Below are 20,185 nucleotides of genomic sequence, written 5' to 3'. Positions count from 1 at the left end.
CCAGGCAGCAGGAGTACACCGCATGACCTATGACCCCGCAAACATCTTCGCAAAAATCCTCAAGGGCGAGTTGCCCTGCCACAAGGTTCATGAGGACGAAAATGCGCTGGTGATGATGGACATATTTCCCCAATCCAAGGGACATACCCTCCTTATTCCAAAAGCCGCATCGCGCAATCTGCTCGACGCCGATCCGGCCACTTTGTCATCCGTCATGCCGCTGGTTCAGCGCGTTGCCAGAGCCGTCAAGGCTGCCACCAATGCCGATGGGGTGCGTCTCGCCCAGTTCAACGAAGCCCCTGCGGGGCAAACCGTTTTCCACCTGCATTTCCATATCATCCCGGTCTATGACGGCGTGGCGTTGGGCGCCCATGGCGGCGGGAAGGCCGACGACGCAGAACTGGCCACCCTCGCCAAAGACATCGCAGCCCATCTCTGACACGGCCATGACCCCATCCCGTCACCTCGCCCTCGGCATGGTACTGACCGCCACGGCAGGCCTTGTTGACGCGGCAGGATTCATCGAACTGGGCGGCTATTTCACCTCGTTCATGAGTGGCAACACGACCCAGGCCGGCGCCGCGTTGGTTGATGGCTCCTCCGGCAGCGGTTAGCTTCGCTGCCCTGTTTGGTGTCGCCCTGACCCTGGTGCTCGTCCTGATCGGCTTTCCGCCCTGTCGGGCCATGCTTGTTCTCGCTGCGACGGCCGGGGCACAAAACGCTATTCTGCCCATGCGCGGGGTCGTCCGGCTCGGCGCAACCTTCGTCACCGGCACGCTTTACATGGCAGGTCAGGATCTGGCTCTGGCGCTCTGGGGAGCCGCGCCCAAACTGCGCTGGTTGCAGCATTTGGCGATCTGGTTTGACTTGTTGGGCGGCGCAGCATTTGGCGCCCTGCTCTATCGCTTCACCGGCATCCACACACTGTTTGTGCCGGTGGCAATCTATACAGCCTTTGCGATCGCTCATCTTTGGGCCGGCAAATCGGCAACGTGAAAAGGGCCGGAATCGCTTCCGGCCCTTCTAAACTTGATTGCAATACAAGCGTCAGTTCTTGTCCGCAGTCGCCTTCGGCTTCTTGGGTTTCGGCAATGCCTTGGGCTTGGCCGGCCGGGGCGGCACCGCCACCAGCTCTAGCTTGGCTTCGGGGCCTTCACCCACCACCGCCACTGTTACCGAACCACCATTGACCAATTCGCCGAACAGCACCTGATCGGCCAGCGGCTTCTTGACGTGCTCCTGGATCACCCGGCCCAGCGGGCGGGCACCCATGCGCTCGTCATAGCCATGCTCGGCCAGCCAGTCGGCCGCCTCGGGCGTAAGGTTGATGGTCACCCCACGCTCGGCCAACTGACCTTCGAGTTGCAGCACGAACTTCTCCACCACGCGACGCACCACTTCACGCGGCAGCGGCGCGAACGAGATGATCGCATCCAGGCGGTTGCGGAACTCTGGGCTGAAGGTGCGGTTGATCGCCTCTTCGTCGTCGCCCTGTTCGCGCTTACGGCCAAAGCCGATCGGTGCGCGCGCCAGTTCTGCCGCACCGACATTGGACGTCATGATCAGGATGACATTGCGGAAATCCACCGCCTTGCCGTTGTGATCGGTCAGCTTGCCGTGGTCCATCACCTGCAGCAGCACGTTGTAAAGGTCCGGATGGGCCTTCTCGATCTCGTCGAGCAACACCACGCAATGCGGATGCTGGTCAACGCCATCGGTCAGCAGCCCGCCCTGATCGAACCCGACATAGCCCGGAGGCGCCCCGAGCAATCGGCTGATCGTGTGGCGTTCCATATATTCGGACATGTCAAAGCGCAGCAGTTCAACACCGAGCGTGTCGGCCAGTTGCTTGGCAACCTCTGTCTTGCCCACACCAGTGGGACCGGTAAACAGATACGAACCGATCGGCTTCTCCGGTTCCCGCAAGCCGGCACGCGCCAGCTTGATGGCCGATGACAGCGCGGTGATGGCGTCATCCTGCCCGAACACCACGGTCTTGAGGCTCTGTTGCAGTCCCGAAAGCAGCTCGGCATCGGACTTGGACACCGATTTGGGCGGGATGCGCGCAATTGAAGCAATCGTGGTCTCGATATCCTCGACATCGATCGTCTTCTTGCGCTTATCCTCGGGCAGCAGCATCTGGCTTGCCCCGGTCTCGTCGATCACATCGATCGCCTTATCCGGCAATTTGCGGTCCGTGATATAGCGCGCGCTCAGCTCCACCGCGGCCTTGAGAGCATCATCGGTGTATTTGAGCTTGTGGAACTCTTCGAAATACGGCCGCAGGCCTTTGACGATCTCGATAGCATCCGGAACGGTCGGCTCATTCACGTCAATCTTCTGGAAGCGCCGCACAAGAGCGCGATCCTTCTCGAAGAACTGGCGGTATTCCTTGTAGGTGGTCGAGCCGATGCAACGGATCGCCCCGCTTGCCAGGGCAGGTTTGAGCAGGTTCGAGGCATCGAGCGCGCCGCCAGAAGTGGCACCGGCACCGATCATGGTGTGAATTTCGTCGATGAAGAGCACCGCATTGGCCATCTTCTCGAGCTCCTTCATCACCGCCTTGAGCCGCTCCTCAAAGTCGCCGCGATAGCGTGTACCGGCCAAGAGCGCACCCATATCGAGCGCATAGATGACGGCTTCCTTGAGCACTTCGGGCACGTCGCCCTCAATGATCTTGCGCGCCAGGCCTTCGGCAATAGCCGTCTTTCCTACACCAGCATCACCGACATAGAGCGGATTGTTTTTCGAACGACGGCACAACACCTGGATGGTCCGGCGCAACTCGGTGTCGCGGCCGATCAGCGGGTCGATCTTTCCGGCACGGGCCTTCTCATTGAGGTTGACGCAGAAATCGGCCAGCGCCGAACTCTTCTTCGCCTCCGCACCACCTTCTGAGTGTCCATCCCCCTCTTCGGCACCGTGCACCTTGCGCTCTTCGCTCGGTCCGGACTTGGTAATGCCGTGGGAGATGAAGTTGACCGCGTCGAGCCGGCTCATGTCCTGCTGTTCGAGGAAGTAGGCGGCGTGGCTCTCGCGCTCGGCAAAGATGGCAACGAGCACATTTGCACCCGTAACCTCTTCGCGACCCGAGGACTGAACGTGGATCACGGCGCGCTGGATCACGCGCTGGAAAGCAGCGGTCGGCCGGGCATCCTGCCCGTTCTGCACAATCAGGCTGTCCAGTTCTTCATTGATGAAATCTTCGAGGTCGCTCTTGAGCGCGTCGATATCGACGTCGCACCCGGTCAGTACGGCCAGGGTATCGCGATCGTCTGTCAGGGCCAGAAGCAGATGCTCGAGCGTGGCGAACTCATGGTTGCGCTCACGGGCCAGGTTCATCGCCTGGTGCAGGGCCTTTTCGAGTCCGCGCGAAAATGAGGGCATATGATGTTCCTACTGTTTTTCCATCACGCATTGCAGCGGATGCTGGTTCTTGCGTGCCGTATCCATCACGCGGGTCACCTTGGTTTCGGCGACCTCGTATGGATATACGCCGCACTCACCAACCCCCTTCTGGTGGACGTGCAGCATGATGCGCATGGCGTCTTCGCGTGACTTGTTGAAGACGTCCTGCAGCACCAGAACGACGAATTCCATCGGCGTGTAGTCGTCGTTGAGCAGCAGAACCCGATATAGGTTCGGCCTTTTGGTTTTGGGACGCGTCTTGGTCACCGTCCCGGTTTCGAAATCCGCATCGTTCCCACCGGGGCGGCCAGGCTCACCATCCTTGGGTCCGGCGTGAACGCGCGATGGCGACGAAAACCGGCTTGCGGACGGCACATTTTCTTTGAGCAGCATGGGAGTCACAGTCATGGCAGTCGCTCTGTCGCCAGAGGAAACGAAGCAGTTGGTTGGACCCATTATGTAGGCAAAATCGGCCTTATGTTAAGGGCCATCGCTTCCCGAAAATGTGAGCGCCCCTGGCGACTGCCCCCAGCCCGGCAATTCCGTGCTGCCAGACGGTGCTGTGCCACCCTCCCTGTTGCACCAAACAGACGCTCGGCCAAAAAATGATTGCATTTTACGGATTCGTAACGGCACCGCCCTAACCTCTGAAAAGGATGAATTTTACCGGTTTGGGGACACGCGAATTCTTCCTGCGTCAAACGAGTAGCGTACGGGCCAGTTGCCCGATTGAGTAATTGGAGTACCGGGTGATTTTCCTGGCAAAGACCCCCTGGCGCACCGCCTTTTTGCGTGCTGTCGCCACCATTCTTGTGACCTTCGCCCTTGGCCTGTCTGCCGCGGCGCCCACCCATGCCATCGAGAACCTGCGCAAATATGCCGGCGTGGTTGTCGACGCCAAGTCCGGCAAAGTTCTCTACGAACATGAAGCCGACTCGCGGCGCTATCCGGCGTCTGTAGCGAAGGTTATGACGCTGTACGTGCTGTTCCAGGAACTGCAGGCCGGCAACCTGAGCTTGTCGACAAAGATGACCGTGTCTCGCCACGCCGCATCTGCCGTTCCCACAAAGCTGGGCCTCCGGGCCGGCTCGACCATTACGGTCGAGGACGCAATGAAATCGCTGGTAACGCTTTCGGCCAACGACATGGCCCGCGTCATCGCCGAGCATATCTCCGGCACAGAATCCAAGTTCGCAGAACGCATGACCGCCACTGCCCGCGCGATGGGCATGTCGAGCACCACCTATCGCAATGCCTCCGGCCTGCCGGATGGCCGCCAGATCACGACTGTTCGCGACCAGGCCATCCTGGGCATGGCGATCTATCAGCACTACCCTCAATATTACGAGCTCTTCCAGACCACCTCGTTCCGCTATGGCGGCAAGACCTATGGCAACCACAACCGTGTGTTGGGCTATATGGGCGCCGTTGACGGCATCAAGACCGGCTACATCAATGCAGCGGGCTCGAACCTCCTGACCGCGGCCCGCAAGGACAATCGCCACATCATCGTCGTTGCCTTCGGCTTCAACTCAGCAGCTTCACGTGATGAAAAGGTCCGCCAGCTGGTCTCAAGCTATCTCTCCAAGGGCCGCCGTGGCGACTATTTGCAGACCGCCATGGTTCCAGTGCCGGGCCGCCAGGGCAACACCCAGTTCGCCCTCGCCCAGCCGCGCAAGCCGACCTTCGCCATGCCCACGCCAATGCCGGACTTCCGCCTTGCCGCCCTGGTCGCTGCTAATGGTGCACAGCCTCAGCAGGCACCGCAAGTCGCCGCGGCTTCTGCTGCTCCTGTGACGCTACCGACCCCGGTTCCAGCCGACCTGGGGCTTTCTCCTGCGGTTCAGGCCGCCAATGTACTGGCGGCGCCAACTCAGGCGGCGCCCGCTTATCCCAGCCAGGACGTCATCGGTGCATGGCTCAGCGAAACCTATAATCTGGGCGCGCCGCCGGCAGCTCTCGGCCAGACGCCTGCTTCCACGCCCCTGCTGCCGCCCGCCAATGTATCCGGTGGCGCCGGACAGCCGGTTGATCTGATGCATTCGGGTTCTGTTGCCGACGCGGCCCCAATCAGTGGCTGGATTGTGCAGATCGGTGCCGGTCCGTCCGAAGACAGCGCCCGCTCCATGTTGTCCGATGCTGCCGGCAAGGTCGGCTCACTCGGCGACTTCCGTTCCTACGTCGAGCGGTTCGAAAAGAACGGCCAGGTGTTCTACCGCGCCCGTTTCGTGGGCTTCGGTGACAGAGATGCAGCGACCGACATGTGCAATCGCCTCAAGGACCAGGATCTGGCCTGCCTGGCGATGCAGGGCTGACGCAGGCATCGGACCCGAAAGTGCGACGCGACTTTCGGACCGTTCCGATGCGTGACTTAAGACGATCCGGCACGGCGGAACCAACCGCTGGCCGGGCTACCGGATCAGGAACTCCCTGGTCCATGGGGAAGCAATTGGTGCTTGTGTATGGAGTAGCCCAATGAGTGAACGCAGTGCTCTTGTCGAACTGGCCAACTTCATTGGTCGTTCACCTCTCGCCTCACCGGACATGAAAGTGCGCAACAAGGCACTTAGTGGCATGACGGACCGTATGTTGCCGCGCCAGAAACGCTCGGTCGGCGACCTGCTTGGCGTGGTCATGGCCTTGTCCGCACGGACTCGCCGCATGGCCCACAACCCTGCCCGTGTGGAGATCGACGTCTTTTCCCCAGACGGCTTGCGCGCCCTGCGTATGACGCTTGGCGAACACTGAGGATCAAACCGTGGCGCCTCAAACCAGCGCCACGATTTCCTTGCGCTTCCAGACAAACTGGTACCAGAATCCCTGCAGCAACATCATGGTAGTGAAAGAAGCCGCATAGGCCACCCAGATGCCGGTCAGCCCGAGACTGGTCCGGCTCAGCCAGATCGCGCCGGGCAACTCGACCAGCAGAATACACGCCACCGAGAGTATCATGGGCACATAGACCGTGCCGCTGGCTCGCATGATCCCCGAAAAGACCATGCTCCAGCCAAAGCAGACAATGCTCCACAGCACGACGTGCAACAGCGACTCGGTGAGGTCGACGACCGCAGGGTCCATGATGAACAGCGCTACAACGTGCTGGCTGAACAGATAGGCCAGCACGATCAGCCCGCCCGTTACGACGAGGTTGAGAGTCAAGGCGACCCGGGCAATCGCGGCCAATTGGTCGTTCTGCCGCGCGCCGATCGCCTGGGCCGCGAAAATCGAGGCCGCGATGCCGATCGACATGGCCGGGAACTGCACGTAGCTCATGAACTGCCCCAGCGCCCCATAGGCCGCCGTCGCATCTGACCCGAAGCGATTGACCAGCCCAACCACGACGATACCGGCACTGGACGCGATCACCATCTGCAGCCCGGCCGGAATGCCCAGCCGCAGGATCAGCGCCAGCAGCTTGATATCCGGGTGAAGCATGGCCGCCAGCAGGATCTTGTCCGGCGCCAGGGGCATGCTGCGAGCACGCATATAGAAGAACAGGAAAACCAGAACTGAAACGAAGCCCGAGATCATCGCCACGGCGGCCGCATTGACGCCGATCTGCGGCAGGCCGAACCATCCCAGGATCAGCGCGGGCGTGACCACAAGCCCCACCAGCAGCGACATGATCAGCGAAAACAGCGGCGTGATCGTATCGCCCACCCCCCGCAGGACGGACGTTACAACCAGAAAAACGAAGAAGCCGGGCATGCCGATCAGGGCAATGCGTGCATAGCCCACCGAAAGAGACAGGATGTTATCCGGAGCGCCCAACGCGACCAGGATCTGTTCCGCGCAGATCCCACCGCCAATGGCGACCAGCAGCCCCAGGGCGATTGCTGCGGCTAAGGTCGTGCCGGCCACCTGCTTGACCTTGTCGATGTTCTTGGCGCCCCAAGCCTGGCCGATCAGAACCGTCGAGCCAGCCGAGAGCCCGATGATGAAACTCATCAGGAAGAACATCAGCGGAAAGAATGTGGCAATGGCCGCAAGGGCCTCCACGCCGATCAACTGGCCGACATAGATTGAGTTGATGGTGCCTGACAGGGCCTGCAGGATATTCGAGGCCATCAATGGAATCAGGAACAGGCTGAAACGCTGCCAGAGCGGTCCGGCCGACAACGGGTTCATGCAGCGACTCCAGCTTCAATCCGGGCCACGGCCTGGAACCCCGAAGCCGGCTGGACTGAGCGATATTCAGACCGCCGGGGGGACCAATTCACACCGCCTCACGGTGCCGGCTGGACGGGCGCTGGAGACTGGGCAATGGCTGGCGCTTCTGCACGCCGCAGGCCCGGAGGGCGTCAACTGCCGGGCGGGCTCAATCTGATGCGAACAAATGATGCAGAATGTGGTGCCCCCCGCCGGACTCGAACCGGCACGCCTCGCAGCGGAGGATTTTGAGTCCTCTGCGTCTACCATTCCGCCAGAGGGGCACGGGCTGGGTTCCTAGCTCACTAGCAGCGACAGTGCAACAACTCCTCGTCTACCAATTCGCGGTGTGCACAAATACCGCGCTCAGTCCGTCAGGCTCTGAGGGGCACTAAGGCTTGGATCAAGGAATGTGCCGCCGCCACTGGGCTGGGTGGTCCGGAACGAACCACCATATTGTTGCTGCATCATTTGCTCGCGCTGCATGGCGTCAAATGCCTGCACATCCAGACCAATCACCGAAGTCATCAGGTTAGGTCCGGTTCCCGGTTTGAACGCCTCCGCGATTGCGGACTCACCTTCGAACGCCTTTACTCCCGTGCTGGGATTGATCCAGGCCGTGCTCATGCCAGCCGGCACATTGAACGGCGTCGCGGGTTTTCCCTGCAGGGCATTTGCCATGAAGTCTGTAAAGATCGGCACGGCCATGCCACCACCCGTGGAGGAGGACCCCATGGATCGCGGCTGGTCGTAGCCGACATAGACGCCCACCGCCAATTCCGGCGTGAACCCGACGAACCAGGCGTCTTTGTAGTCATTCGTCGTCCCCGTCTTGCCGGCCACCGGCCGGTTAAGTGCGCGGGCCGCCGTGCCGGTGCCGCGCAGGATCACCCCTTCCATCATCGAGGTGATCTGATAGGCCGTCATCGGATCAAGTACCTGTTGCCGGTTATCGAGGATGCGCGGCTCGCCCTGCCCCTGCCAATCTTGCGCTTCGCATCCTTCGCAAAGCCGCTGATCGTGACGGTACACCGTGGCACCATAGCGATCCTGAATGCGATCGATCAGCGTTGGCACAATCTTGCGCCCGCCATTGGCAATAGTCGCATAGGCGGCTGTCATGCGCAGCGCCGTGGTTTCCCCGGCCCCCAGCGCCATCGCCAGCACCGGCTGCATATTGTCATAGATGCCGAAGAGCTGCGCGTAATCGGCAATCAGCGGCATGCCGATATCGCGCGCCAGACGCACCGTCATCACGTTTCGGCTGCGCTCGATGCCACGCCGCAACGTCTGCGGGCCATAGAACTCCTGCGAATAGTTCTCCGGCCGCCATACCGAGCCATCGCCCATGCGCACTTCCACCGGTGCATCCAGCACCACCGAGGCCGGCGTATAGCCGTTGTCGAGCGCCGCCGCATAGACGATCGGCTTGAAGGACGACCCCGGCTGTCTTAGGGCCTGCGTCGCGCGATTGAACTCACTTTCAGCAAAGGAAAAACCGCCGACCATCGCCAGCACTCGGCCGGTCCGCGGGTCCATCGCCACCAGCGCGCCCTCGATCTCAGGCACCTGTTCCAGCGTGTAGATACCGTCCTTGCCCGCCACCTGCGAGACATAGACTACATCACCGACATTGAGGATGTTCTGGACGGCCTGTGACACCCACCGGATTTCCGGCCCGGATAAGACACCCTCGATCCGATCGGCCGCCACCGCGCCATCCACATCGTCATCGGGTCTGAGACCAATTCGCGCTTCGTTGTTACCCACCTCCAGCACGACCGCAAGCTGCCATTCCGGCACATCGCTAAGCGGTTCGATGCCAGCAACGGCCAGTCCCCAGTCCTCGCCGATTTCTACGCTGGCGACGGGTCCGCGAAAGCCACGCCCGTGATCGAATTCGATCAGCCCGTCCATCAGCGCCCGTCGGGCATATTCCTGTAAACGCGGCTCAAGCGTGGTGCGCACGGAAAGACCGCCACCATAAAGCTGATCTTCGCCATAGAGCTTGGCCAGCTCGCGCCTCACTTCCTCGGTAAAATACTCAGCCGAGTAAAGCTGGCTACCCGCAGCGCGCGGAATGACGTTGAGCGGCTCCTGCTTGGCGACAAAGGCCTCTTCATAGGTGACATAGCCATTCTCGACCATGCGATCGATCACCCAGTTGCGTCGCTCGACGGCTGCCTCGGTCCGGCGAAATGGGTGATAGTTGTTCGGTCCCTTGGGCAGGGCAGCGATATAGGCCGCCTCGGGCAGGGTGAGCTGATAGAGCGCCTTGTCAAAATAGTTGAGCGCCGCCGCAGCCACGCCATATGAGTTCAGCCCGAGGAATATCTCATTGAGGTAGAGTTCGAGGATCTTGTCCTTGCCGAAGGTCGACTCGATCCGCAGCGCCAGAATGGCCTCCTGGATCTTGCGGTCCCACGTCTGCTCGGATGTCAGCAGAAAGTTCTTGGCCACCTGCTGGGTAATCGACGAACCGCCACCCTGAATGGAATTATTTCCATCCAGCCGCGCCAGCACATTGTCCCGCACGGCGCGCACCACGCCATCGATCGCAATGCCGTTATGACTGAAAAAGTCCTTGTCCTCCGCCGAGAGAAACGCCTGCACCACGAGCGGCGGAACGGTTTCCACCGGCTGGAACAGGCGCCGTTCACGGGCATACTCGGCCAGCAGCGTGCCATCGGCCGCATGAACGCGTGTCGTGACTGGGGGCTGGTAATCCTGCAGAACAGTATAATCCGGCAATTGCGCACTGACCGCCGCCAGATAGACCGCACCAGCCGCAACCCCGCCAAGGGCGAGGAACATGCCAAATCCAAAAAGCCAGCCAAGCAATCGAAGCATCTAGATCACCTGCCTTGTGCCGGTGGAGTGGTCAGCTTGAAAGCGTAGCAGAGTCGCGACGCGCATCGCATCACAGCTCTTCCTCAAGGCTGTCAAAATAGGTCGAGACACCGCGCGCGATGGCCTCGGCTGTTCGGTCGCGCCAATCCGACTGCATCAGATTGGCAATGTCATTGGCATTGGACAAAAAGCCCAGCTCCAACAACACCGAGGGCACGTCGGGCGCCTGGAGTACAAAGAAATCGGCCCGCCGGACCGGGAACCGTCGAAGCGCAACACTGGGCTCCAACTGATGCACGATGGACTGCGCGGCCATATAGGACTGCACGCGCATCTCTCGTCGCATCAGGTCGAGCAGGATGTCGACGACTTCGGGCGCCATGGTCTGTGGCATGGCAAAGCCGGCGATCACATCGGACGCGTTTTCATTATCTGCCAACACCTTGTCGAGGACGTCCGTAGCGTTCTCGTCCCGTGTGTAGACGCTGGCCCCTCGAATTTCGGGCTGCTGAAAGCTGTCCGCGTGAATCGAAATGAACAGGTCCGCCTTGTTGGCTCGCGCCAGATCTACCCGCTCTTCGAGGCGCAAATAGGAATCATCCTCGCGTGTCAGCGCCACATCAAACCGTCCGGACTCAACCAGAAGTTCCTGCAGACGCAAGGAGAAGGCCAGTACGATGTCCTTTTCCTTGACCCCGTCGGCGGTTTCGGCGCCGCTGTCGATCCCGCCGTGACCTGGATCGATGATCACCAGGGGACGGGTGGCTATGGGCAATTCCGAACCGCCGGCCGGTGTCGATGCGGCAGGCAACGCCGTTTCAGACGCGGCAAGGTCTCGCTCGACGTTGGCTGCAAACTCTTCCTCTGTTGCTGGGATAATATCGACCACCAGCCGGGCCGGCTGGTCCTCGAATGCGTCCAGCACATAGGCCTGCTGCACCTGGGCTGGACCGGCCAGCGTCAGCGTGGTGCGCACTCTGTCGGCCGCCGCCTGTTCGATGGCATAGGCTGAAACCAGGCCGTCTTCGGCGAGGTCTCCCACTGGTTCTGGAACTGAGAACGTCCCTGCCCGGACATCGATGGCCAGGCGGCGCGGTTCATCGAGCGAGACAAAGGAAAACTCGGTCCGGTCTGCCAGATCGACCACCAGCCGTGCGCGCTCAGGCGCGACTGTAACGCGCGCATCGATCACATTGGGCAAGGGCGGCAAAGCCGCAGCGTCCTGCGCAGCAGCGATTGTGGACAGGCCCAGCAGGGCAAACAGGCCAAATGCAAGGCCAATCAGTGATTGTCGGGTCAAGATTGTGGCCGGGCTCCTAGATTCCGAGCATCTCCGTGACGCCAGGATGCGGCGATTCTTCGGCAGACCATGCCTTATGCGATGATTTGCAACTATGGCCAACATTCCAGGCATCAAATCTGGTCATACGGGCCAGATTTGACTTTCTTGTTGCCATTGCGGCGCAACTTTTCTACACGATCAATGTGTAGGTGCGTGTGTTTCGGGGTCGTGTTCAGGGCAGATGGCTGCCCTCTATGACCCGAGACTGAAGTTGCGGTTTCAACGCCCTGCACCAACGAATTTCGGTCCAGACCGGGCCGGACGGCAGCAGGCCACAAGCCTGATGCCCAATAGGAAGAGGTCATATGGCCCGCTGGCGAACTGAGCGCGACGCGATCGACACGAACGATTGCCGCTTTGCTTCGCCCTGTTTGCCGGCCCAGACCGCACAGTCTTCGGCGCTGAACGTGAGAGGTTCGCGCCACTCAATATCAAACCTATTCGCCCCGCAATGCGCCACGAACAGGAAGCCGGCCTCCCGGCGTCCATTTGTCGGCGCGCGGGTGCGCGGAGTTCATTATGGCGACCAAAAGAATGCTGGTGGATGCCATCCACCCGGAAGAAACACGGATTGTCGTTACCACCGGTAACCGGCTCGAGGAGTTCGATTTCGAATCAGCGACCCGCCGACAGTTGCGGGGCAACATCTACCTCGCGAAAGTCACGCGGGTTGAGCCGAGCCTGCAGGCGGCCTTCGTCGAATATGGCGGCAATCGCCATGGCTTCCTTGCCTTCTCCGAAATTCACCCCGACTACTATCAGATTCCTGTTGCCGACCGCGAAGCACTGCTGCGCGACGAAGAGCACGAGGATGATCACGGCGAAGACACCGATGAATCCATCTCGTTGCCCACTGGGGTAACCGAGCCAGACGCAGATGCCGATCCGCAGGAACCCGGCGATGCTGAGCACATCGAACAGGCGCCGGCCGACAGCGAGCCCGTCGAGTCGGTTGGTGGTAGGGATGCCCTTGAAGAGGTGCCGGAGCGCCGTCGCGCGAGCCAGCAGCGCCGTCATCATTACAAGATCCAGGAAGTCATCAAGCGCCGCCAGGTGATGTTGGTGCAGGTGGTCAAGGAAGAGCGCGGCAATAAGGGCGCGGCTCTGACCACCTATCTGTCTCTTGCCGGTCGCTATTCGGTGCTGATGCCCAATACCGCGCGCGGTGGCGGCATCTCGCGCAAAATCACCAATGCTGCCGACCGCAAGCGCCTGAAGGAAATCACGGCCGATTTGGAAGTACCGCAGGGCATGGGCGTGATCCTGCGCACGGCCGGTGCTTCGCGCACCAAGGCCGAAGTCAAGCGCGACTTCGAATATCTGATGCGCCTTTGGGAAAGCGTGCGTACGCTGACGCTGGAAAGCTCGGCGCCGTGCCTGGTCTATGAGGAAGGTTCGCTCATCAAGCGCACCATCCGCGACCTCTACAACAAGGACATCGACGAAGTTCTGGTGGCTGGCGATGAAGCTTATCGCGAGGCCAAGGACTTCATGAAGATGATCATGCCGTCCCACGCCAAGAACGTAAAACCCTACGGCGAAGAGCAGCCGCTGTTCTCCAAGTACAGCGTCGAGGCCCAGCTCGACCAGATGTTCTCGCCGACGGTTACCCTGCCCTCTGGCGGCTACATCGTCATCAACCCGACCGAAGCGCTCGTCTCCATCGACGTGAACTCGGGCCGCTCCACCAAGGAGCACAATATCGAAGACACCGCCCTCCAGACCAATCTGGAAGCAGCTGACGAAGTTGCTCGGCAGTTGCGCTTGCGCGATCTGGCCGGGCTCATCGTCATCGACTTCATCGACATGATGGAAAACCGGTCAAACCGGGCGGTCGAGCGCAAGCTCAAGGACTGCCTGAAGGATGACCGCGCCCGCATCCAGGTGGGCCGCATCTCCCATTTCGGTCTGATGGAAATGAGCCGTCAGCGCATCCGCTTTGGCGTCGTGGAAAGCTCGACCCACAAGTGCCCGATCTGCGACGGCACCGGCCTCGTGCGTTCCACTGAAAGCCTGGCGCTGATGATCATGCGCCACATTGAGGATCACGTGCTGCGCAAGCAGGGCCAGTCGATCAATGTCCGCGTTCCGGTCGAGGTTGCGCTCTATATCCTCAACTTCAAGCGCGATACCCTTTCGCAGCTCGAAGCCCGCAACAAGCTCTCGATCACAATCACTGCAGACAGCAAGATGACGGGCCACCAGTTCGCCATCGAAAAGGGTGAAACGCGCATTTCGGCCTATGCTGACCAGCGCGCTGCCGCCCATGTGCGGGTGGATAGCGCCGTCATCGAGGATACAGAGGAAGACGACGACGTCGCTGAAGTCGAAGTCGAAGCCGAAGAGGCCGAGACGCGACCCGCCGATTCCAGCGAAGGCGAGGGATCCGGACGCCGTCGGCGCCGTCGGCGCCGTCGCGGTGGTCGCAATGGTGACCAGCAGACTCAGCAGTCCTCTGAGGGCAACTCCGATCAGGATAGTGTCGCTGATAGCGCCGCCGAGGATGACGAGACCGGCGGTGAGGATGCAGCAGCCCGCCAGGCCATTGAAGGCGACAGCGATGGCGAAACACGCCGCCGACGCCGCCGTGGCCGTCGGGGTGGTCGACGCAATCGCCGTGATCAGAACGGTGAGGCCGAAACCGAAACTGCAGAGGCCGCCGTTTCAGCCCCTGAAGATGCGGTTGTCGACCACGTCGAGGTAAATGCCGAATCGACCACCGAGGAAGCACCTGTTGCCGAAGAAAAACCAGTAGCGAAGCCCAAGCGGACCCGTCGCAAGAAGGTTACCGAAACCGAGGAATCGGCCCCCGCCGAAACCACTCCGGTTGCGGCCAGTTCCGATGAGGCATCAGCTGAACCGGTGACCGAAGAAAAGCCGGCAGAAAAGCCAAAGCGTAAGCCTCGCACACGCAAGCCCAAGGCAGAAGCAACTGAAGCAGCGCCAGAACCGGCGGTTGCCGAAGCTGCCACTGCCGACACTCCCACGGCCGACGACAATGCCGCAGAGGAGAAAAAGCCCGCGCGCACTCGTCGCGTGAAAAAGGAACTGCCGCCCGAGGGCGTCGTCGTCACCTCGAGCGCCGCGCCGGCCGAGGAGGCTACCGCGCCTGCTGAGAGCGTAGGTGAAGGTGAAGGTGAAGGTGAATCTGAGCCTGCCAAGAAAAAGAAGGTTGGTTGGTGGCAGCGCCGCCTCGGCCTCGGTTAAGCATAAATAGGGGCGGCCTCCGGGCCGCCCTTCTTTCTTGGCCTCTTGATCGTGGCCAAAGATCTCCCCTCACTATTCGGAAAAATACCGGTACACGACGTCACCCTCATCCTGCGGTACAGCATTGTCATCCCGCACGCCGCCGAGGCGCGCGGAAACCGCCATCGATTTGTAGTTCTCCGGATCGAAATAGCTCACCAGCGTGCTGAGGTTGAGCGTTTCAAGCGCCCAGTCCTTCAAGGCACCACCGGCCTCGGTTGCAAAGCCCTGGCCCTCGGAACCCGCGTAGAGCATCCAGCCCAGTTCCTTTTCCGGGAACATTGGACCGTGATTGATCCCCACCTGACCAACGCAATCGCCGTTCGCCCTGCTCTCGATCATCAATGCGCCGTGGCCATAGAGTTCCCACATGGCGACGTCGCTGGTGAACATGCCCCACGCCGCCCAACGGACATGTGGCCCGCCCATCAGACGTGACCGGTCCGATGCCATGAACGCAGCATAGGCGGGATAATCCGCCATCACCGGTGGCCGAAGCACCAACCGTTCAGTGTGCAAGGTCGGAATTGCGCCCATCCTTAGCCGCCTGCCCGCAGAAATTCCCGCATGCGTTCCAGAGCTTTTTCTACAGTCTCAGATGTGCCTGCATAGCTGAAGCGAACAAAACCATTGCCATCGGTCCGGTCAAAATCAATGCCCGGTGTTGCCGCAACCCCGGCCCGGTCCAGCATGGTCAGGCAAAAGTCCATGGCGTCATTGGAAAACTGACCGATCCCGGCATAGCCGTAAAACGCGCCATCGCCATCCGCCGGCAAGTCAAAGCCAAGCTCACGCAAACCCTGCCCCAGAACCTGTCGGTTCCGGGCATAGCGCGCCTTCTGCCCTTCCGCATAGTCACGCTCCCCCAAGGCCACACTGGCCGCGATCTGACTTAGCGTCGGCGCTGAGATAAACAGGTTCTGCTGCAAGATCTCTGCCCGTCGGATCAACGCTTCCGGCAACACCATCCAGCCAATGCGCCATCCGGTCATGCAGTAATATTTCGAGAAGCTGTTGATGATGATGGCATTTCGGGTCAGCTCCAGAGCACTGACGGACGGCCTCGAATAATCGAGGCCATGATAGATTTCGTCGGAGATGAGCGTGACACCCAACCGCGCGCAGGTGGCAACAATGTCGGCAAGCTGCTCGCGGCTCACCGACGCCCCAGTCGGATTGGCCGGGCTGGCAAAAAGCAGTCCATCGAATGGCTGGCGCGCATGCTCCGCTGCGATTTGCGCGCCAGTCAACCGCCATCCACTGTCCGCCGAAACGGGAATTTCGACGACACCGAAGCCAAGCCCGAGCAAAGTGTTCACATAGGCAGGATAGCCCGGACGGGTGATGGCGATGCGGGCACCCGGCTGGAACGCTGTATGGAAGGCGAGAATGAACCCCGCCGACGACCCCATCGTCGCCACGATCAGCTCCGCATCGACATCCACGCCATGCTGCTGTTCATAATACCCCCCCAGGCCCTCGCGCAGCCCGTTAAGGCCCTTTGCATTGGTGTACCCCTGCGGCTCCGGCAAAGCCCGCGCAACCGCCTCAAGCACCCGCGGTGCCGGCGGCGCACCCGGTTCACCGACCTCAAGATGGCACACAGTGCTCCCCTGCGCTTCCAACTGCTTGGCGCGTTTGAGAATATCCATGGCGAAGAACGGCTTGAGGCCGTCGGGGGGATTGGTCATGCGAGCTCCGATTCTGACTCGGGCCTAGCGCGAAGTGCCCGGTTTCTCAACAACAATTGATGGTCTTGCAAGTCGGCGAGCCACTGTCCCGTGCCACTACAGACAAAGGTCTGCTAAACAAGACCGGACTGACTCGCCTGGAGCCCAATAATGAACCGCCTGACTATCCTTCTCGCTGCCGTCGCCGGAATTCTCGCCGGTGCTCTGGGCTATGGCTATTTCAATCAGCCCACCCAGCAAATGGATGAAGTCGCGGTTCGCGCCATCGTCGAGCAAATGCTGGAGGATCAGGCAGCTCAGGTTGAAGCCGAGCCGATTGAACCTGAGGTCGCCAGCATTGATCCTGCTGTGCTCAATCCCATGATCGAGCAGTTCCTGCTTGATGACCCCAAGGTATTGCAGCGCGCCTCCACCGCTCTTGAGCAGACCCTGCGCGCCGAAGAGGCGGCGCGATCCGAAACCGCCTTGGCCGAGTTCCGGGACCAGATTTTCAACGCGCCCGACCAGATCGTTCTGGGCAATCCCGATGGCGATGTCACCCTGGTCGAATTCTTCGACTATAATTGCGGCTATTGTCGCGCTGCCTTGCCCGATATGGCCACCTTGCTTGCTGAGGATCCCAATCTCAGGATCATCCTCAAGGAATTCCCTATCCTCTCCAATGAATCCATCGATGCCGCGCGAATCGGTGTGCTGGTCGGCGAGAGCGACGCGAACTACTGGGATTTCCACTCCGCCTTGTTCACCAGCCGCGGCAAGATCGACAAATCCGTGGCCCTCGCCGCCGCTCAGGACCTCGGCCTGTCGCCTGTTGAACTCGAACTGCAAATGGGCGATCCCCGCGTCGCCCAAACCATCCAGTCTTCCTATGAAATCGCCCAGGCCTTGGGGATCACCGGCACCCCAACCTACATCATCGGCAACGAGATCATTCCAGGCGCCATTGGGGCCGATGAATTGCGGGCGCGCATCGCCGACATGCGAGAATGTGGGAAGACCCAGTGTAGCTGACCCCGCCCCGGACGTCCAAACCTCGTAGTCCCGATCGTGGCGAAGCTTTGGTAGCTCTGGTCTTTTCGGTGCATTTCGTGTAACCGCCCTTGCGCTGGCCGGAAGGGCCGGTGCACAAGGCATGGATCATGACAAAACGCGTTCTCGTCCTCAATGGCCCGAACCTCAACCTGCTCGGCACGCGCGAGCCGGAAACCTATGGGGCCGAAACGCTCAAGGACGTCGAAGCCCTCTGTCACGCAGCAGCGGCAGAACTGGGGCTGAGCCTCGATTTCCGGCAATCCAATCATGAGGGTGAGCTGGTCACCTGGATCCAGGATGCCCGAACCACGGCCGACGGCCTTCTCATAAATCCTGCCGCATATTCGCACACTTCTGTTGCCATACAGGACGCTCTGAGGGCCGTGAGCTTGCCGGTGGCTGAAGTGCATTTGACCAATATCCATCAGCGCGAGGCCTTCAGGCACCATTCCTATGTGTCGTCGGTGGCCTTCGGCGTCATTTGCGGCTTTGGCACGCTTGGATATAGACTGGCCCTCATGGCCTTGGCCGATAAACTCAAATAACGCTTCAAGACGAGAAGCCGGGAGACCGACAGAATGACCAAGTCATCGGTGGATCAGGATCTGATCCGCGCCATCGCCGAACTACTCAACAAGGAAGACCTTGCCGAGATCGAAATCGAGCAGGAAGATCTGAGGGTTCGCGTCACCCGCTCCTACCCCAACGACACGCCGACTTATGCGCAAGCGCCCATGCAGTACATGGCGCCACCGGCACCTGCTGCCGCACCAACCGCTCCCAGCGCGCCCTCCGGCTCGGTTCCGTCCGCTGCCCCTGCCGCTGCCGAGGACTTGGCGTCCAACCCGGGTACTCTGACCTCTCCCATGGTCGGCACAGCCTACCGCTCTCCCGAGCCAGGCAAGCCAACATTCGTTGAGGTCGGCACCAAGGTGTCCGAGGGTCAGACCATCCTGATCATCGAGGCGATGAAAACCATGAACCAGATTCCGGCGCACCGTTCGGGTACAATTACCCGCATTCTCGTGGAAGACGCCCAGCCGGTAGAATATGGCGAACCGCTCGTCGTCATCGAGTAAGGGGACGACCATGTTCCATAAGGTTCTGATCGCCAATCGCGGCGAAATCGCCCTGCGCATCCTGCGCGCCTGCAAGGAAATGGGTATCCAGACCGTTGCGGTACACTCGACCGCTGACGCCAATGCAATGCATGTGCGCCTGGCGGATGAAAGCGTCTGCATCGGCCCCAATGCGGCCAAGGACAGCTACCTCAATATTCCGTCCATCATGGCGGCCTGCGAGATCACCGGCGCAGATGCGGTGCACCCCGGCTATGGTTTCCTGTCCGAAAACGCCCGTTTCGCCAAGATCCTGACAGAGCACAACGTGACCTTTATTGGTCCTTCGGCTCACCATATCGAGATCATGGGCGACAAGATCACGGCCAAAAAGACGGCGGTGGAATTGGGCATTCCCGTGGTCCCTGGCTCTGCCGGCGCCGTCGAAACCGACGCCGACGCCAAGAAGACTGCCAAGGAAATCGGCTATCCCGTGCTGATCAAGGCGACCGCAGGTGGTGGTGGCCGCGGCATGAAGGTGGCCAAGTCCGAAAAGGATCTGCTCGAAGCTTGGTCTACAGCCCGTACTGAGGCCAAGGCCGCTTTTGGCAATGACTCGGTCTATATGGAAAAATACCTCGGCAAGCCGCGCCACATCGAGGTGCAGGTGCTGGGCGACGGTCAGGGCAACGCCGTCCATTTGGGCGTGCGAGACTGTTCTCTGCAGCGGCGTCACCAGAAGGTCTGGGAAGAGGCCGGCGGGCCCACTATCTCTCCCCAGGAACGCGACGAGATCGGCGAGATTTGCGCTGCCGCCATGCGCAAGCTGAAATATTCTGGCGCCGGCACCGTCGAGTTCCTCTACGAGAACGGCGAGTTCTATTTCATCGAAATGAACACGCGCCTGCAGGTGGAGCATCCGGTTACAGAACGCATCACCGGCATCGACATCGTCTATGAGCAGATCAAGGTTGCCTCAGGCGAAAAGCTCTCGATGACGCAGGATCAGGTGCAGTTCTATGGCCATGCCATTGAAGTCCGCATCAATGCCGAGGACCCGCAGACTTTCGCGCCGTCGCCGGGCACCATCACTTTCTACCACCCCGCCGGTGGCGTCGGCGTACGCGTCGATTCGGCGGTCTATCAGGGCTATAAGATCCCGCCTTACTACGACTCGCTGATCGGCAAACTGATTGTCTATGGCCGCACGCGCGAAGAATGCCTCAAGCGACTTAGCCGCGCGGTGGACGAATTTGTGGTGGATGGCGTCAAGACCACCCTGCCCCTGTTCCAGCGCCTGATTAAGGAACCCGACATTATCACGGGCAATTACGACATCCATTGGCTGGAAAAATTCCTGGCCGCAAACAAGGCATGAGCTTGAGGGGCGCGTAGGCGCCCCTTATCTT

17 protein-coding genes and 1 tRNA gene are annotated in these 20,185 nt (G+C 60.6%); 10 read left to right on the top strand and 8 right to left on the bottom strand.

From position 1 onward, the window contains the following. The first annotated feature begins 22 nt into the window (after positions 1-22). The 3 genes from GGR20_RS00535 to GGR20_RS00530 are packed head-to-tail and all read left to right on the top strand — an operon-like array spanning position 23 to position 996. Entirely contained in the window at positions 23-439 is a 417-nt protein-coding gene (locus GGR20_RS00535) for an HIT family protein (RefSeq protein ID WP_183309302.1), read from the top strand. A gap of 7 nt (positions 440-446) precedes the next feature. Beyond that, the gene (locus GGR20_RS19195) at positions 447-614 is read left to right on the top strand and encodes a DUF1275 family protein (RefSeq protein ID WP_420827415.1); all 168 of its coding nucleotides are present in this window, start codon (positions 447-449) and stop codon (positions 612-614) included. Continuing rightward, on the top strand, positions 592-996 hold the full coding sequence (locus tag GGR20_RS00530) for a DUF1275 family protein (RefSeq protein ID WP_420827414.1): 405 nt from the start codon (positions 592-594) through the stop codon (positions 994-996). Before GGR20_RS19195 ends, GGR20_RS00530 begins: the two co-directional genes overlap by 23 nt. 51 nt (positions 997-1,047) lie before the next feature. On the opposite strand, the gene clpA is transcribed toward GGR20_RS00530, so the two are convergent. Continuing rightward, on the bottom strand, positions 1,048-3,387 hold the full coding sequence (gene clpA / locus GGR20_RS00525; protein ID WP_183309301.1) for an ATP-dependent Clp protease ATP-binding subunit ClpA: 2,340 nt from the start codon (positions 3,385-3,387) through the stop codon (positions 1,048-1,050). Positions 3,388-3,396: 9 nt separating this feature from the next. Next, on the bottom strand, positions 3,397-3,810 hold the full coding sequence (clpS, locus tag GGR20_RS00520; RefSeq protein WP_420827420.1) for an ATP-dependent Clp protease adapter ClpS: 414 nt from the start codon (positions 3,808-3,810) through the stop codon (positions 3,397-3,399). A gap of 347 nt (positions 3,811-4,157) precedes the next feature. Between clpS and GGR20_RS00515 the strand changes: the two genes are divergently transcribed. Both GGR20_RS00515 and GGR20_RS00510 read left to right on the top strand, forming a co-directional pair. Next, positions 4,158-5,723 carry a serine hydrolase gene (locus GGR20_RS00515; protein ID WP_183309300.1) on the top strand — a complete coding sequence of 522 codons (1,566 nt, stop codon included), beginning with the start codon at positions 4,158-4,160 and terminating at the stop codon, positions 5,721-5,723. Positions 5,724-5,883: 160 nt separating this feature from the next. Further along, a complete protein-coding gene (locus GGR20_RS00510) occupies positions 5,884-6,156 on the top strand; it encodes a hypothetical protein (protein WP_183309299.1) in 273 nt (90 codons plus the stop codon). Positions 6,157-6,174: 18 nt separating this feature from the next. Here the strand turns inward: GGR20_RS00510 and GGR20_RS00505 are convergent, their stop codons facing one another. The 4 genes from GGR20_RS00505 to GGR20_RS00490 all read right to left on the bottom strand — a co-directional run bounded on the left by GGR20_RS00505 (position 6,175) and on the right by GGR20_RS00490 (position 11,707). Continuing rightward, positions 6,175-7,536: an MATE family efflux transporter gene (locus GGR20_RS00505; protein WP_183309298.1), complete on the bottom strand. Its 1,362-nt coding sequence runs from the start codon at positions 7,534-7,536 to the stop codon at positions 6,175-6,177. A gap of 221 nt (positions 7,537-7,757) precedes the next feature. After that, a tRNA-Leu gene (locus GGR20_RS00500) sits at positions 7,758-7,841 on the bottom strand. 82 nt (positions 7,842-7,923) lie between these two features. Continuing rightward, the gene (locus tag GGR20_RS00495) at positions 7,924-10,407 is read right to left on the bottom strand and encodes a PBP1A family penicillin-binding protein (RefSeq protein ID WP_183309297.1); all 2,484 of its coding nucleotides are present in this window, start codon (positions 10,405-10,407) and stop codon (positions 7,924-7,926) included. 70 nt (positions 10,408-10,477) lie between these two features. After that, entirely contained in the window at positions 10,478-11,707 is a 1,230-nt protein-coding gene (locus GGR20_RS00490) for an N-acetylmuramoyl-L-alanine amidase (RefSeq protein ID WP_183309296.1), read from the bottom strand. A gap of 561 nt (positions 11,708-12,268) precedes the next feature. Here GGR20_RS00490 and GGR20_RS00485 point away from each other — a divergent pair. Beyond that, positions 12,269-14,956: an Rne/Rng family ribonuclease gene (locus tag GGR20_RS00485; protein ID WP_183309295.1), complete on the top strand. Its 2,688-nt coding sequence runs from the start codon at positions 12,269-12,271 to the stop codon at positions 14,954-14,956. 72 nt (positions 14,957-15,028) lie between these two features. Here the strand turns inward: GGR20_RS00485 and GGR20_RS00480 are convergent, their stop codons facing one another. Further along, complete coding sequence (locus tag GGR20_RS00480; RefSeq protein ID WP_183309294.1) at positions 15,029-15,532, bottom strand: GNAT family N-acetyltransferase; 504 nt, start codon at positions 15,530-15,532, stop codon at positions 15,029-15,031. Positions 15,533-15,534: 2 nt separating this feature from the next. Beyond that, positions 15,535-16,686: a pyridoxal phosphate-dependent aminotransferase gene (locus GGR20_RS00475; RefSeq protein ID WP_183309293.1), complete on the bottom strand. Its 1,152-nt coding sequence runs from the start codon at positions 16,684-16,686 to the stop codon at positions 15,535-15,537. 150 nt (positions 16,687-16,836) lie between these two features. Between GGR20_RS00475 and GGR20_RS00470 the strand changes: the two genes are divergently transcribed. The 4 genes from GGR20_RS00470 (at position 16,837) to accC (ending at position 20,154) form a co-directional block, all read left to right on the top strand. Then, complete coding sequence (locus GGR20_RS00470; protein ID WP_183309292.1) at positions 16,837-17,697, top strand: DsbA family protein; 861 nt, start codon at positions 16,837-16,839, stop codon at positions 17,695-17,697. Positions 17,698-17,825: 128 nt separating this feature from the next. Further along, positions 17,826-18,263, top strand: a complete 438-nt coding sequence (aroQ, locus tag GGR20_RS00465; RefSeq protein WP_183309291.1) for a type II 3-dehydroquinate dehydratase — start codon at positions 17,826-17,828, stop codon at positions 18,261-18,263. A 33-nt stretch (positions 18,264-18,296) separates the two neighbouring features. Further along, on the top strand, positions 18,297-18,797 hold the full coding sequence (gene accB / locus GGR20_RS00460) for an acetyl-CoA carboxylase biotin carboxyl carrier protein (protein ID WP_183309290.1): 501 nt from the start codon (positions 18,297-18,299) through the stop codon (positions 18,795-18,797). A 10-nt stretch (positions 18,798-18,807) separates the two neighbouring features. Then, positions 18,808-20,154 (top strand): acetyl-CoA carboxylase biotin carboxylase subunit, encoded by a 1,347-nt coding sequence (gene accC / locus GGR20_RS00455; protein ID WP_183309289.1) that lies wholly within the window; start codon positions 18,808-18,810, stop codon positions 20,152-20,154. Positions 20,155-20,185 lie beyond the last annotated feature (31 nt).

Source organism: Devosia subaequoris (assembly GCF_014197055.1).
GTDB classification, from domain to species: Bacteria; Pseudomonadota; Alphaproteobacteria; order Rhizobiales; family Devosiaceae; genus Devosia; species Devosia subaequoris.
The sequence above is the reverse complement of the archived record's forward strand: the minus strand, read 5'-3'. Positions and strand labels throughout refer to the sequence as shown.